The 13,619-nt window shown below is 43.7% G+C and carries 13 protein-coding genes; 2 read left to right on the plus strand and 11 right to left on the minus strand.

What is annotated here, in order from left to right:
• The 8 genes from rimM to IT392_03480 all read right to left on the minus strand — a co-directional run bounded on the left by rimM (position 1) and on the right by IT392_03480 (position 8,313).
• Positions 1 to 543, minus strand: coding sequence for a 16S rRNA processing protein RimM (gene rimM, locus IT392_03445; GenBank protein ID MCC6543540.1), 543 nt, complete (start codon positions 541 to 543; stop codon positions 1 to 3).
• Entirely contained in the window at positions 519 to 749 is a 231-nt protein-coding gene (locus IT392_03450; protein MCC6543541.1) for a KH domain-containing protein, read from the minus strand. The genes rimM and IT392_03450 overlap by 25 nt, the downstream gene beginning before the upstream one ends.
• A gap of 51 nt (positions 750 to 800) precedes the next feature.
• Positions 801 to 1,079, minus strand: coding sequence for a 30S ribosomal protein S16 (gene rpsP / locus IT392_03455; protein MCC6543542.1), 279 nt, complete (start codon positions 1,077 to 1,079; stop codon positions 801 to 803).
• A gap of 48 nt (positions 1,080 to 1,127) precedes the next feature.
• On the minus strand, positions 1,128 to 1,997 hold the full coding sequence (locus tag IT392_03460) for a diguanylate cyclase (protein MCC6543543.1): 870 nt from the start codon (positions 1,995 to 1,997) through the stop codon (positions 1,128 to 1,130).
• Complete coding sequence (ffh, locus tag IT392_03465) at positions 1,994 to 3,334, minus strand: signal recognition particle protein (GenBank protein ID MCC6543544.1); 1,341 nt, start codon at positions 3,332 to 3,334, stop codon at positions 1,994 to 1,996. Before ffh ends, IT392_03460 begins: the two co-directional genes overlap by 4 nt.
• A gap of 206 nt (positions 3,335 to 3,540) precedes the next feature.
• A complete protein-coding gene (locus tag IT392_03470) occupies positions 3,541 to 3,837 on the minus strand; it encodes a hypothetical protein (protein ID MCC6543545.1) in 297 nt (98 codons plus the stop codon).
• A 162-nt stretch (positions 3,838 to 3,999) separates the two neighbouring features.
• On the minus strand, positions 4,000 to 5,613 hold the full coding sequence (locus IT392_03475) for a Na/Pi cotransporter family protein (protein MCC6543546.1): 1,614 nt from the start codon (positions 5,611 to 5,613) through the stop codon (positions 4,000 to 4,002).
• 6 nt (positions 5,614 to 5,619) lie between these two features.
• A complete protein-coding gene (locus tag IT392_03480) occupies positions 5,620 to 8,313 on the minus strand; it encodes a bifunctional acetate--CoA ligase family protein/GNAT family N-acetyltransferase (GenBank protein ID MCC6543547.1) in 2,694 nt (897 codons plus the stop codon).
• A 239-nt stretch (positions 8,314 to 8,552) separates the two neighbouring features.
• On the opposite strand from IT392_03480, the gene IT392_03485 reads away from it, so the two are divergent.
• Both IT392_03485 and IT392_03490 read left to right on the plus strand, forming a co-directional pair.
• A complete protein-coding gene (locus IT392_03485) occupies positions 8,553 to 9,527 on the plus strand; it encodes an ABC transporter permease (protein MCC6543548.1) in 975 nt (324 codons plus the stop codon).
• A 151-nt stretch (positions 9,528 to 9,678) separates the two neighbouring features.
• Positions 9,679 to 10,506, plus strand: a complete 828-nt coding sequence (locus IT392_03490; GenBank protein MCC6543549.1) for an ABC transporter permease — start codon at positions 9,679 to 9,681, stop codon at positions 10,504 to 10,506.
• A gap of 6 nt (positions 10,507 to 10,512) precedes the next feature.
• Here the strand turns inward: IT392_03490 and IT392_03495 are convergent, their stop codons facing one another.
• The 3 genes from IT392_03495 to IT392_03505 form a co-directional block, all read right to left on the minus strand.
• On the minus strand, positions 10,513 to 12,132 hold the full coding sequence (locus IT392_03495; protein ID MCC6543550.1) for a HAMP domain-containing protein: 1,620 nt from the start codon (positions 12,130 to 12,132) through the stop codon (positions 10,513 to 10,515).
• Positions 12,133 to 12,340: 208 nt separating this feature from the next.
• Positions 12,341 to 12,727 carry a preprotein translocase subunit SecG gene (secG, locus tag IT392_03500; GenBank protein MCC6543551.1) on the minus strand — a complete coding sequence of 129 codons (387 nt, stop codon included), beginning with the start codon at positions 12,725 to 12,727 and terminating at the stop codon, positions 12,341 to 12,343.
• 115 nt (positions 12,728 to 12,842) lie between these two features.
• Complete coding sequence (locus IT392_03505; protein MCC6543552.1) at positions 12,843 to 13,610, minus strand: triose-phosphate isomerase; 768 nt, start codon at positions 13,608 to 13,610, stop codon at positions 12,843 to 12,845.
• Positions 13,611 to 13,619: the final 9 nt, after the last annotated feature.

Raw genomic sequence — 13,619 nt, forward strand, 5'->3', positions numbered from 1 at the left:
TTATATTAATCCATCCATCAGGGCAATAACCATTCGCCGCCCCTTTACATCAACATCCTTAATTACATCACGGATAGCAGGTATTAAATATTCACGATCCTTATCCCGTAGAATATAGACATCGTTGCTACCCGTTGAGATTATGTCTTCTACCATTCCAAGGTACATTCCTTCTGTAGTAAATACCTCCATACCTATTATCTCAAAATGATACCATGAGTCCTTACCAAGAACCGGCACATCGTCCTGAGGAACAGCTATATAACTTCCAACTATCTGTTGTGCATCCGTAACTGTCGTTATGTCTTCCAGTGATACCGCAAATCCACTCTTTACAGGCCTAACCTTCTTTATAACAGACTTCCGCTTTTCTCCATTTTTCCGAATAATAAAGATATCGCGGAGTGAGTATATCCTTTCCGGGTCATTTGAGAGTTGAACTACCTTAACTTCACCCTTCAAACCATGAGGCCTGACTATATAGGCAACAGATACGAAATCCTTATCAGTTCCAGGGTCTATTCCAGTATTGACAGTTCCCACCTTTTTCCAAGCTTTGTACCCGCTGCGCTAAGGATGGTCCGTATGGCCCCTGCAGTCCTTCCATGCTTTCCGATGACCTTACCGAGGTCTTCCCGGGCTACCCTAAGTTCAAATATAGTTGTCTTCTCCCCCTCAACCTCTGCAACAACGACTTCAGATGGACTGTCAACCAGCGCCTTAGCTATGAGTTCGATCAGCTCTTTCATCACAACCACCTCCGTTTCCTGCTGAAACTTATAAGAATCTGAAAACAGTAGTTATGCTGCCGGAATTTTTTTTATATCATCAAACTTCTTCATGATCCCGCTTTTCTTGAAAATCTGTCTTACTGTGTCCGAAACCGTAGCGCCTTTACTAAGCCAGTATATCGCCCTGTCTTCCTTTATACTCACCACAGACTCAGCCTTAAGCGGATCATACATACCAAGGACTTCAAGAAACCTTCCGTCTCTCGGCATGCGGGAGTTTGCCACTACCACCCTATAACAAGGGCTTTTTCTTCTCCCCATTCTCGTTAGTCTAATCGTTGTAGCCACTACATCACCTCCTTAATTAATATCTTATTCTGATTTCTGAACTCTGTATTATAATGGAACTCCCTTACGTTCGTCTATAATATTCTTTATTTTCTCAAGTAACGACTGAAATTCTCTGTCTTCAATCAAGAAGCACATATTTAATTTAACCTGACATGGGATGTTTTCAGTCTGATTCCATTTCAAAATATTTTCTCTGAGTCTATGGACAAATGCCTGCCCCTTAGCCTCATCAACACCATAAAGAAGTATTACATACTCATCATTTCCGTAACGACTTGCTATATCTACCTCCCTTACGGTCATCTTAATTACCTTCCCAATCCCCCTTAGTATATCGTCGCCAATCCTGTGACCGTACCTGATGTTTAATTCTCTAAGCCCTTCAACATCAAGCATAAGGAGCGCAATGGTGCCTCCATGTCTCTGAAGCCTTCTTGCCTCAATATTATACAGGTCTTCAAAATACTGCCTGTGATAAAGTTGAGTAAGGGGGTCAAGCCGCTCCAGAGACAATAACCGCTCTTCAAGTAGCTGACTGTCTATCTCATTTTTTATAAGGATGGCTGCATATGATTCCTCATTATAACCCACATGTACAGCCAGACCCGGCAGTATAAAAGGCTGTCCGGATCGGTCCGAAATCTTTATATCGAGCATATCAATACTCTTATGAGAATCAACAACACCCACTTTTGGGCACGCACCATCGCAGAGCTGCGATCCGTCCTTGTCATAACAAATAAATAATTCAGTGCATAGATGCATTGACACTACTTCAGACTTACGCCATCCGGAAACAGCTTCAGCCACCTGATTCATGTCAACAATCTTCCATTCTTTATCAAGGATAAATATGCAGTCAGATGAGTGAGCAAAAATATTTGCAAGTACTGCTTTGTTTATATCAAAACTCATGAAAACAGCCTTCTGGCCTGGTTCAGCATTGACAATTTACCCTTTGCCCCTGAAAGACCTTTCATCATTTTTCTGGCCTCGACAAATTGCTTTAGCAGTCTGTTTATCTCCTCTACTTTCGTACCACTACCTTTCGCAATCCTCTTGCGCCTGCTCCCATTAATGATAGTATGATCTACCCTCTCCCGCATTGTCATGGAATTTATTATGGCCTCTACCCTCTTGAGACTGTCATCCGGAATCTCACCTCCGGCAGCCTGAAGCATTTTTTTGCCTCCTGGAATCATCTGAATAAGGTCTGTAAGAGAGCCTAACTTTCTTAATTGCCTCATCTGAGCCCTGAAATCTTCAAGGGTAAAACCATCACCCTTCAACTTATTCTTTAAGTTTGATACCTCCTCAAGTGAGTATGCACTTTGGGCCTTTTCTATAAGAGAGAGCACATCACCCATCCCCAGTATCCTGGAAGCTATCCTATCCGGCTGAAACGGTTCGAGCTGATCAAGCTTTTCACCCATACCTATCAGCCTGACAGGTTTACCTGTAACATGCCTGATTGATAAGACCGCGCCCCCCCTTGCGTCACCATCCATCTTTGTTAATATTATACCGGTTATGTTGAGAGACTTGTCGAAATGTGTAGCTATATTGACTGCGTCCTGACCAGTCATTGCATCAACAACAAGAAGCAATTCCAACGGTCTGACACTTTCCTTTATCATTACGAGCTCTTCCATCAACTCGTCATCAATATGCAGACGGCCTGCAGTATCCAGTATTACTACGTCATGACCATACATCTTTGCATGCTCAACCCCATCACGGCACACAGCTAAAGCATCTTTTCCACCTTCAGGTGTATACACCTGCACTTTAAGGCCCTCACCCAATACGCACAACTGCTTGACAGCTGCCGGCCTTCTTATATCCGCCGCTACCAAAAGCACCTTTCGGCCCTTCTTTTTAAACATCGAGGCAAGCTTGCCTGCGGTAGTGGTCTTACCGGAGCCCTGCAGCCCTGATAACATAATAACCGTTGGAGGGTTAGGTGCGAGGTGAATACCGTCGCTGGGCTCCCCCATAATTGAGCAAAGCTCCTCGTAAACAATCTTTACCACTTGCTGACCAGGGGTCAGGCTCTCCATAACATCATGGCCCATCGCCCTCTCTTTAATACGGTCAACAAATTCCTTTACTACCTTAAAGTTTACATCCGCTTCAAGGAGGGCTAACCTTACCTCTCTGAGCCCTTCCGAAATATCCTGCTCAGTTAAAACTCCTTTACCCTTAAACTTCTTCAGTATAGCGTCTAACTTAGTTGTAAGATTATCAAACATACTACCCCATTATAAATTTATATATATTAAACTTAATGATTTTAAAAAACTTTTAGTTAATTGTCAAGAACCAAACCACCATAGGCCGGTCCTGTTTCCGAGAAACTGCCAGGAGGGAAACACCGGGGGTATAAGGATATGCCTCCTGAAAAAGATTGTCTCAGGAGGCACTAATGACAATTTCTTCGAGTTATGCAAACTATAACTTACTTCATCTGTTTCATGCCCTTTCCATCGTCCATGCCCTTCATCATCTCATCCAGCTTATCCATCATCTCGCCCAGCCTCTTTTTTTGAACAGCTGAAGGATTGTGTGAAAAGTCCTTCAGCATTCCCATCATCTCCTTCATCATGCCCATCATGTCATGCATCATTTGGTGCGACTCGGTCACTTCTCCGCTCATCATCTCATGCTGCATCATCCCGCCCATTTCATTGGCAAAGGCAGGGGCAGTCAAAAGAAGAGACAGCAACACTGCGACAACTATCCTGGTTGATGTCATCTCAATCACCTCCTTTCCTTTTATGACTTGCGTTATAGGTCTGCATCTCAGGGTGACAAGAGTCAGAAGTGATGTACATGCAGTGAGGGCGCATTAAAATCTGACCCTCAGTAACAGCAATATGTATTATACTAAAAGATTACTGCAATGGAAAGCAAAGGGCTAACCACCGTTTTCTTCCAGCGTCGGATAGGCAATATTGGTAATATGTGAATTAATTCTTATGAGATTGCTCAATACATCCAGGTGTATAGCACTCGTATCTATGGACTCCTGAAGCCCCATGTGGAGCCTGTTGATATGGGCCTGCCTCAAATCCCTTTCAATCTCGCCCATCCTTGCATTGTGACGTACCACCTTATGTGCGAGGTCTTTATCCCTGCTCATAAAGGAAGAAATTGCTATGTCGAGATTCTCAACTACCTTCTTGTGAAATTCTGTTATCTCATTCATCCCCTCCTCTGAGAATGAGACACCGTGGTTAATCTTCTTCTTCGCAAGCTCCATAAGGTTCTTGTCAATAATATCACCAATATTCTCCATATTACCGGTTATCGCTATTAACCCGAATTCCCTTTTAGACTGAGACGGCGAGAGTGAAGACTGGGCAAGCTTTGTGAGATAAAGCCTTATCTCCCTGTCAAGCATATCAACTTCATCGTCCCTCTGCTCAATCCTGCTCAGGAGGTCTCTGTCATTAGTCCTGAAGACCGTTATGCTCTCATTAAGCATCCACTGGACTATCTCAGCCATCCTGAGTGCCTCACGCGCAGCCTGTCCCAGTGCAAGAGCCGGGGTGCTTAATACATGCGGATCCAGATATTTGGGCGCAAATCTATCATCTTTACGTTCAGGTATGATTTTTCGTATGAGATTTGCAATCGGATCCGTAAGCGGGATAAATATCACTCCTATTGCAATATTAAACAGGGTATGGGCATTGGCTATTTGTCTTGGTATGTCTGAGGCAGAATACTCTATGAGCTCTTTAAAATAACCGGTAAAAGGAAAGAATATAACAACACCAAGTATCTTGAATAATGTATGGGCGGCAGCGACCTGCCGCGCCTCAACGTTAGCGCCAATGCTTGAAATAACAGCAGCTGCGCAAGTACCTATATTTGCGCCAAATATTATGGGGATGGCCACATCAAGCGTCATCAGATTCTGAAGTGACAACGCAAGCGTCATTCCAATTACCGCCGCACTGCTCTGGACAATTGCTGTGAGGACAGCGGCAATCAATATCCCTGTAATGGGATTCTCCCCAACAGACAGCAGCACAGCCTTAAAAATAACGCTCTCTTTCAGCGGCATCATGCTGTCTGACATAATCTTTATAGAGAAGAATATGAATGAAAAACCGAGTATCCCTTCGCCAATATCCCGGATTACAGCCCTTTTCCCAAGAAACATTATTGCAACGCCGAAGGCTATGAAGAGAATGGCGATGTCATATACCCTGAAAGAGAGTATCTGAACAGTAAAGGTTGTCCCTATATCCGCGCCTAAGATAACACCCATGGTCTGGTTAAGACTCATAAGACCTGCGCTGACAAAGCCTACTAACATGACTGTAGTAGCGCTGCTGCTCTGGAGGATAGCAGTAACGACTGCACCCACACCTATTCCCATGAATCTATTTTTAGTAAGTGACGTGAGTATGGCACGAAGGCGGCCGCCTGCTGCCTTCTGAAGTCCGTCGCCGGCAAGCCTTATTCCATATAACAGTATCGCTATGCCGCCAAGAAATGATATAGCAGGAAAAAATAACATTGATTATCATTTTAACACTAATTCAACCTTGCTGAGACCGTCAGGTATATCTCTAACAGTAAAACCAAGCTCTCTGCAAATCCTGAGCATCTGCTTATTATCAGTCAACACTGTACCATAAACCTTTTCCAAACCTTTTTCATGTGCTATTCCAATGAGCATGTCAACAAGCTTATAACCAAGGCCCCTTCTTTGAAAATCATCGTGGACCAATACCGCAAACTCACCTTTCCTGAAGTCTGTATCTATAATAATCCTTCCAATTCCTATCAGCCGTTTCCTGCCTGCATCTTTTATCTCTGCGACTATAGCCATCTCACGATCATAATCAATATTGCAGTACCTGGTCAGCATTTGATGTGATATTTTTCTGACGGCCTGAAAGAACCTGCCAACAAGGGCCTGTTCAGAGAGCGTTGACACCATTTCGCTTTCCATTGGTTCATCTTCAGGACGTATAGGCCTCAGCAGGATTTCCGTTCCATCCATCAATTTCCAGGGCATTACATATCTTGTCGGGTATGGAGTTATAACAAGATGGTGATAAGGCGAAGGGGATTCCAGGGCATCTTTATCAATTACTGTCCTCGCATCAAGGGCCAATATTGTCTGTCCTGAAATAGCAAGCGGGTTGATATCCATCTCTGCTATCTCTGGAAAATCCACAATCAGATTTGAGAAGGCAACTATAATCTGCTCTAATTGCCTTATATCTGCCGGAGGCCTGCCCCGGTACCCCTGGATCATTCTATAGACCTCTGTCTCCTCCATAAGCCTTCTTGCAAGGGTCTGATTGAGCGGCGGCAGTGCAACAGAGAAATCACGAAATATTTCTACCCCTACCCCTCCCATTCCAAAGAGGATTACTGTCCCGAACTCCCTGTCCTTTTTTGCGCCAAGTATAAGTTCATAGTCTATCCTCTCAAACATCTTCTGAACAGAGACACCGCTGATAACTGCCTCCGGCTGCCTTTCTTTTATACGCGCGATCAACCTGTCATACTCATCTCTTAATTGGTCATCAGAGTTTATCCCTGTTACGACCCCACCTACATCTGTCTTGTGAGTTATGTCAGGCGATACTATCTTTAACACTACCGGATAACCTATTTCCCTGGCAGAGGCAAGTGCATCGTCAATATTTGCCGTAAGGACAGACCTGCTGACAGGAATACCATAATCCTTCAGGAGTTTTTTTGATTCATCCTCATTAAGAAGTGTCCTGCCTTCCTGTACTGTCCTTCTTATCAATGCCTTCAAATGATGTTTGGGAGGCGCCTGGTCTACTGACAACTCAGCAGGAGTCTCGTACAATAGCTGCAAATTCTTGCCATACTTGTACATATAGAGATATGTCTTGACCGCATGCTCAGGCGTCTCATAAGTAGGTATATTATTCTTGATGAACACAGCCCTGCCTTCTTTCGCCCTTTTACCACCCATCCATACCGTTACAATCGGCTTGTATGATTTTTTTGCGATCTCAACTATCCTGTTGGCAAGTTCGTCAGGTTTTGCCGCCCCCTGAGGTGTATATATAATCAATAAACCATTCACCTCATCGTCATTTAGACAGACATTAATGGCATTTACATATCTGTCAATATCAGCATCCCCCAGCACATCAACCGGGTTGCCTCTGCTCCAGTGGGCCGGCATATGCGAGTCCAGCTCATTGATGCTTTCTTCCGAGAGTTTAGACAGCTCACCATGAGCCTCCATCAGGGCATCAGTTGCTATGACTCCAACACCTCCGGCATTAGTAACAATTGCCAATTTGGGACCTTTTGGGAGATATTTTGAGTGGAGTACCTCTGCTACATTAAACATGTCAGCTATTTCTTCAATCCTGATAACACCCGCCCTCTTAAAGGCAGCATCATAAACATGGTAATCACCGGCCATAGCGCCTGTGTGTGAAACCGCTGCCCGGGCACTTTCTGCGAACTTACCGGGCTTAATAACAATAATAGGCTTACTGCGGGCAAACCCCCTCGCTGCACTCATGAACTTCTTGGCATTTCCGATGCCTTCGATATAGAGCATAATGCTTTTCGTATTCGGATCATCACCAACAAAATCAATTATATCCCCGAAATCTACATCAATCATGGAACCAAGGGAGGCGAACATGCTGAAACCAACGTTGGATTCTATGGCCCAGTCAAGGATAGCGCTCCCAAGTGCACCGCTCTGCGATATAAAGGCGATCTTACCAGGTTTTGGATTGACCTTCAGAAAGGAGGCATTAAGACTGATGTGCGGCCGAATAACTCCAAGACAGTTTGGTCCGACAATCCTCATACCATATTTGTGCTTGATCTTTCTTATTTCATCTTCCAATCCCCTGCCTTCTTCTCCTGCCTCTCTGAAGCCGGCTGAAATTATAATTACACCTTCAATCCCCGCCTGCCCGCACTCCTCAACTATCGCAGGGACAGTCATTGCCGGGGTAACAATAACTGCAAGATCAACAGTAACAGGGATGTCTGTAACGGATGGGAAGCATTCCATCCCCATGACTTCTTTTCTCTTAGGGTTTACAGGGAAGACCTTCCTATCAGGAAATCTGACCAAATTCTCCAGTACTGTTCTGCCTACAGAACCCGCCCGCTCCGTGGCGCCGATAACTGCAACTGTGTTGGGTGAAAATAATTTTTTCACTTGAAAATACCGCCTCTCTGTCGATCCGAACCACATTCCTGACTCGTTTCAGGACAGGATTCAGTATGACATAACATTAATCGGATCTTGACTTATTCTATGTTCTACTGAAATGGCTATCAAAGATGAGACTCTATGTTTTTATCGTCAGATTGACTTTAAACGATAATAAATCAATTCACCCCCAATTACAAGTCAATGGATGCCTTAGCATATCATTCAAATTCAACCTCTTCCAATTTCATAATTTAATTGATATTATTGAATTGATCAGAATGGTTATATATTTTGCAAAACGTCTTCTTGAGATGATTCCTACTATCATAGGGATAACGCTAATATCTTTTTTCATTATTCACCTTGCCCCGGGTAAGCCAACCGATATTCTTTCAGAATTAAATCCCAAGATAACACCTGAGGCCAGGGAGAAGCTCGAAAGGTATTACGGCCTTGATAAACCCATTATCGTTCAGTATGGAATCTGGGTAAAACGTTTGATTAAACTTGATTTTGGTGAATCATTCTCTACAGATAAGAGACCTGTATGGGACAAGATAAGAGAACGTCTGCCGATAACTATTCTGATTAATGTACTTTCTCTGATACTGGTTATACTCATTGCCATTCCCATAGGTGTATCATCTGCCACTCATCAGTATTCCCTCTATGATAAAATTACTACTGTTGTCGTCTTCGTAGGCTTTGCCATTCCTACATTCTGGCTGGCACTTCTTCTTATGATACTCTTTGGAGTCTATTTAGACTGGCTTCCCATATCAGGCATCAAATCAATGAATTATGATACGCTTTCATCTCTTGGTAAGATCCGTGACATGTCAAGCCACCTGGTTCTGCCGGTATTGCTTGGGGCATTTGGAGGTCTTGCCGGTCTTTCCCGTTATATGAGAAGCAATATGCTGGAGGTCATAAGGGCTGATTATGTAACAACCGCACGTGCCAAGGGGCTTTCCGAGAGGGCGGTAATATATAAGCATGCGATGAGAAATGCACTTCTGCCGGTTATAACCATCCTCGGATTATCGGTTCCGGGACTTATCGGCGGCAGCGTAATATTTGAGACTATATTTGCCATCCCGGGCATGGGACAACTGTTTTACATGTCTGTCATGACAAGAGATTATCCCTTGATAATGGGGGTATTAACTATAGGGGCAGTGTTAACCTTAATTGGCAATCTATTGGCAGATGCAGGTTACGCTATAGCTGATCCAAGAATCAGAAACAGGTAACTTATAAATGATCTCGGAGTAGAATTGACATTTATTAGAAAATCTCCCCTAACCCCTCTTTTCCAAAGAGGGGAATAATTCCTCCCTTTGATAAAGGGAGGATAGGAGGGATTTTTCAATATGTGTCAACACAATAGGGAGTGGGGTTATCATGACATTCTGGAAGCGCTTCAAACAGAACAAGCTCGCATTAATCGGCGGGATAGTAGTTGCATTTCTTTTTGCCATTGCCATATTTGCCCCGGCTATAACCCCCTATGATCCCAATGCAATCAATGTCCAGAACATTCTTGAGCCGCCAGGTTTTACCCATCCCTTCGGGACAGATGACCTCGGCCGTGATATCCTGAGCCGTATTATCTGGGGTTCACGAATCTCTCTTTCTGTCGGTTTTGTAGCAGTCGGAATATCAACTTTTATTGGGGTCATACTCGGTGCAATAACAGGATACTATGGAGGCTGGGTGGACCGGGTAATCATGAGGTTTGTAGATATAATGCTGTCAATCCCGACTTTTTTCCTTCTCCTTGCAGTTATAGCATTTCTTGAACCAGGTATAAGCAATATTATGATTGTGATTGGGCTGACATCGTGGATGGGAGTAACCAGACTGGTGCGGGCTGAGTTCCTTTCAGTTAAGGAACGGGAATTTACACTGTCGGCAAGGGCAATCGGGGCTGGGGACATGAGGATAATTTTCAGGCATATCCTCCCCAACTCAATGGCCCCTGTTCTTGTCTCTGCAGTACTGGGTGTTGCCGGCGCTATCCTTACGGAGTCTGCATTAAGCTTTCTCGGAATTGGCGTGCAACCGCCTACATCCAGCTGGGGGAATATACTGACTATTGGCAAGGACAATATAGAGATTGCCTGGTGGTTGTCCGTATTTCCCGGTGTTGCTATACTGGTTACAGTCCTCGCTTATAATCTTCTTGGCGAAGGCATTAGAGATGCTATAGACCCAAGGATGAAGGTTTGATGTACGTCAGACCTTAAACTGTTCCCCCATTGAAAGGAGTCTGGATGCAAGTCGGGCTACCTCGGAAGATGCTTCGGCTATCTGTTCTGAACCGGTCGACGTATCTTTCGAGACCTTGGCAACCGCCATGATATCTCCGCTTATCATTTCTGATGTTGCAGACATTTCCTCAGTTGCTGATGCTATCTGCTGGACCATCATCTGAAGATCACTTACACTGGATACGATCTTTTGCAATGCATCACCTGTTTGAGTTGAGAACTCTACGCCTGACCCTACCATCTTAGAGACCGCATCCATTGAGGTTACGCTTTTTTGAACTTCATCCTGTATAGCTCCAATCATTGCCCCAATCTCGGAAGTTGCCTTTGCAGTCCTCTCAGCAAGTTTCCTGACCTCATCAGCAACAACTGCAAAACCCTTTCCCTGCTCTCCGGCTCGAGCCGCTTCAATTGCAGCGTTCAAAGCAAGAAGATTTGTCTGGTCTGCGATCTCACTTATAACCCGGATAATGTCGCCAATCTGTTTTGATCTCTCTCCCAGAGACACCATTACCTTGGATGATTCGCTCACTGTTGCCGCAATATCCTTAACCTCTGATACCGACTTCTCAACTATATTTTCACCATCCTTTGCTATATGGGCTGTGCCACTGGCCGATGCCGCAATATTGGACGCATTCTTAGCGATCTCGACAACCGTCTGAGACATTTCGTGTGCAGCCGAGGCGATTTGAGTAGACCTGTCTGACTGCGAAATAACACCCTTTGACATCTCTTCTGAACTGGCGCTCAACTCTTCACTTGCTGATGCCATATTGCTTGAAGTTTCCTTCATGTTTGCGATAAGTTTCTTAAGGTTGGTAACCATATTATCCATTGATCGAAGCAACTGCCCCGTTTCATCTGTGCTGTCGCTCTCAATTGTTATTGTGAGGTCACCACTTGCGATAGAATTGGAAACATCCACAGCCCGGCTCAAGGGCCGGACCACGCTTGATGTAATGTACCAGGCTATAAGAATTCCTGAAATTAATGTGATAACCGACATTACCAGCAGAATTGTAATAATCTGGCTTATTGATTTCTGAACATTATCTGACATCAATGAGGCTACATCTGTCTGTTGTTTGACAAATTCTTCAACCCTGGATGTTATGGCAATACTTGTCTTGTCAAAGTCCTCCATTATGATGTTTCCTGCCGCTATGCCTTTATTAACATAGACGCCTGCCATTTTTTTGCCTGTATCATAATAGTTGTTAAACGCGGACTCTATCTCCTCTATCCTCCTCAAAGACTCCTGGTCATTTTCAGCTCTGAACATATCCTTAAACTTGGCAACTTCCAAATGGAATTTTTGTGCAGCATCTTCAGCCTCCTTTAATGCCTCAGTATTGTGGGTGGCAGAGACGTCCGTCAGGAATTGCTGAACTTGAACTACATTAAATGCAATGTCTTTTGCAATAAGTGCAAATGGCAAACTCTCCTCCTTGACAACATTGATACTCCTGTCTGACTTAATAAGAAGAAAAGTCGTTATAACCCCGCAAATTACAAACAAAGAGAGTACAATCCCAAAACCCGCCATCAAACGATATTTGATTCTAATATTTTTTAGAGACATCCTGCCACCCTCCTGTATAAGTTGCATGAATCAATACAAAGCTAAATTGCAGGTATGATTTCGGATTCTTGAAATTATTTCTTTAAGATCGGGAGAACAATAATCAGCAGGGTCATGTAAAGGACATGTACTTAGCCCTTATTGGAGTGTCTCTCATGCGACTGAATTCGGGAATTTCACGTCCCATCCCGGTGTTCTGACATAATTACTATTTCTTTACCGGCGTAACCGGAGCTGCTGGAACAGTATTCACACCAGTCTCGGCCGGCGGAACCGGCGCTGAAGTTTCGGGCTGTGACAGCGGGGTCTGAGGCTGCGGCAACGCAGGGACTTCTGTCTGTTCCGGAATAACTGATGACGCACCTTTATTACTGCCAACGAATGCAAGTACAAAAGATGTTAAAATAAAGATTACTGCGGCAACCGTTGTTAGCTTGCTAAGAAAATTGCCAGGTCCGCGGCTGCCAAATACGGTCTGACTTGAAGAACCGCCAAAGGCAGCGCCCATCTCGGACCCCTTTCCCTGCTGAATTAATACAACTCCTATAAGTATTACTGATACAATTATATGAATGATTACAAAAAAAATCGTCACTACTGCCCCCCCTGATTATGATGTCAAAGATAAAATATCAAATATTAATTTCATTTTGAAACTGGTTTACAATTACATGATATTTCATAATATGTCATATTTTATTTTTGATTATTTAATTTCCTATTGCACCAACTACAATTTTCACAAAAGAATCTGCCTTCAGGCTTGCACCTCCTACAAGAGCGCCATCAATATCGTGCTCTCGAATTAATTCACATATATTATCAGGTGTAACGCTTCCTCCATAAAGTATCCTGAGCGCCTCTGAAACACTTCTGCCGTAACTCTCCCTTATTATTGACCTTATGAAACCATGAATCTCCTCTGCCTGTTCAGCGGTAGCATTCTTACCGGTACCAATAGCCCATACTGGTTCATAAGCAATGAGGAGACTGCTAAAGGCTTCTTCGTTCAAACCATTAAGCCCCTTCTCAACCTGATCTCTTATGACCCGGAATGTTTCTTCCTCTTCTCTCTGTTGAAGAGATTCTCCGATACAGAAAATAGGGTTTAGTCCTGTATGAATTGCAAACCGTATCTTTTTGTTAATCCCTTCATCGGTCTCTCCAAACAGGTTTCTTCTTTCGCTATGTCCAATAATTGCATATGTACATCCGCAATCTTTAAGCATTGGGGCTGAGACCTCTCCTGTAAATGCCCCTTTTTCCTCCCAGTATAGATTTTGTGCAGCAACATAGATATTTTCACCATTGACAGCATCATAAACAGCTTTGATAGATGTAAAAGGCGGGGATAAAATGATATCCACATTATGAACAGAAATATCTTTTAACAGCCTCTTGCATTCTGCAACAAACTGCAGTGCATCAGATATCGTCTTATTCATCTTCCAGTTTGCTACTATTAAAGGTTTACGCAAATTATTGCT

The sequence above is a fragment of the Nitrospirota bacterium genome (assembly GCA_020846775.1).
In the GTDB taxonomy this organism is placed as follows: Bacteria; Nitrospirota; 9FT-COMBO-42-15; order HDB-SIOI813; family HDB-SIOI813; genus RBG-16-43-11.

Bases quoted from the DNA above. Each gene is read 5' to 3' on its own strand.
- IT392_03460 (MCC6543543.1), bottom strand. From the start codon at position 1,997: ATGAGTTTTGATATAAACAAAGCAGTACTTGCAAATATTTTTGCTCAC.
- IT392_03450 (MCC6543541.1), bottom strand. From the start codon at position 749: ATGAAAGAGCTGATCGAACTCATAGCTAAGGCGCTGGTTGACAGTCCA.
- IT392_03470 (MCC6543545.1), bottom strand. From the start codon at position 3,837: ATGACATCAACCAGGATAGTTGTCGCAGTGTTGCTGTCTCTTCTTTTG.
- IT392_03490 (MCC6543549.1), top strand. From the start codon at position 9,679: ATGACATTCTGGAAGCGCTTCAAACAGAACAAGCTCGCATTAATCGGC.
- IT392_03495 (MCC6543550.1), bottom strand. From the start codon at position 12,132: ATGTCTCTAAAAAATATTAGAATCAAATATCGTTTGATGGCGGGTTTT.
- IT392_03475 (MCC6543546.1), bottom strand. From the start codon at position 5,613: ATGTTATTTTTTCCTGCTATATCATTTCTTGGCGGCATAGCGATACTG.
- IT392_03480 (MCC6543547.1), bottom strand. From the start codon at position 8,313: ATGTGGTTCGGATCGACAGAGAGGCGGTATTTTCAAGTGAAAAAATTA.
- IT392_03485 (MCC6543548.1), top strand. From the start codon at position 8,553: ATGGTTATATATTTTGCAAAACGTCTTCTTGAGATGATTCCTACTATC.
- ffh (MCC6543544.1), bottom strand. From the start codon at position 3,334: ATGTTTGATAATCTTACAACTAAGTTAGACGCTATACTGAAGAAGTTT.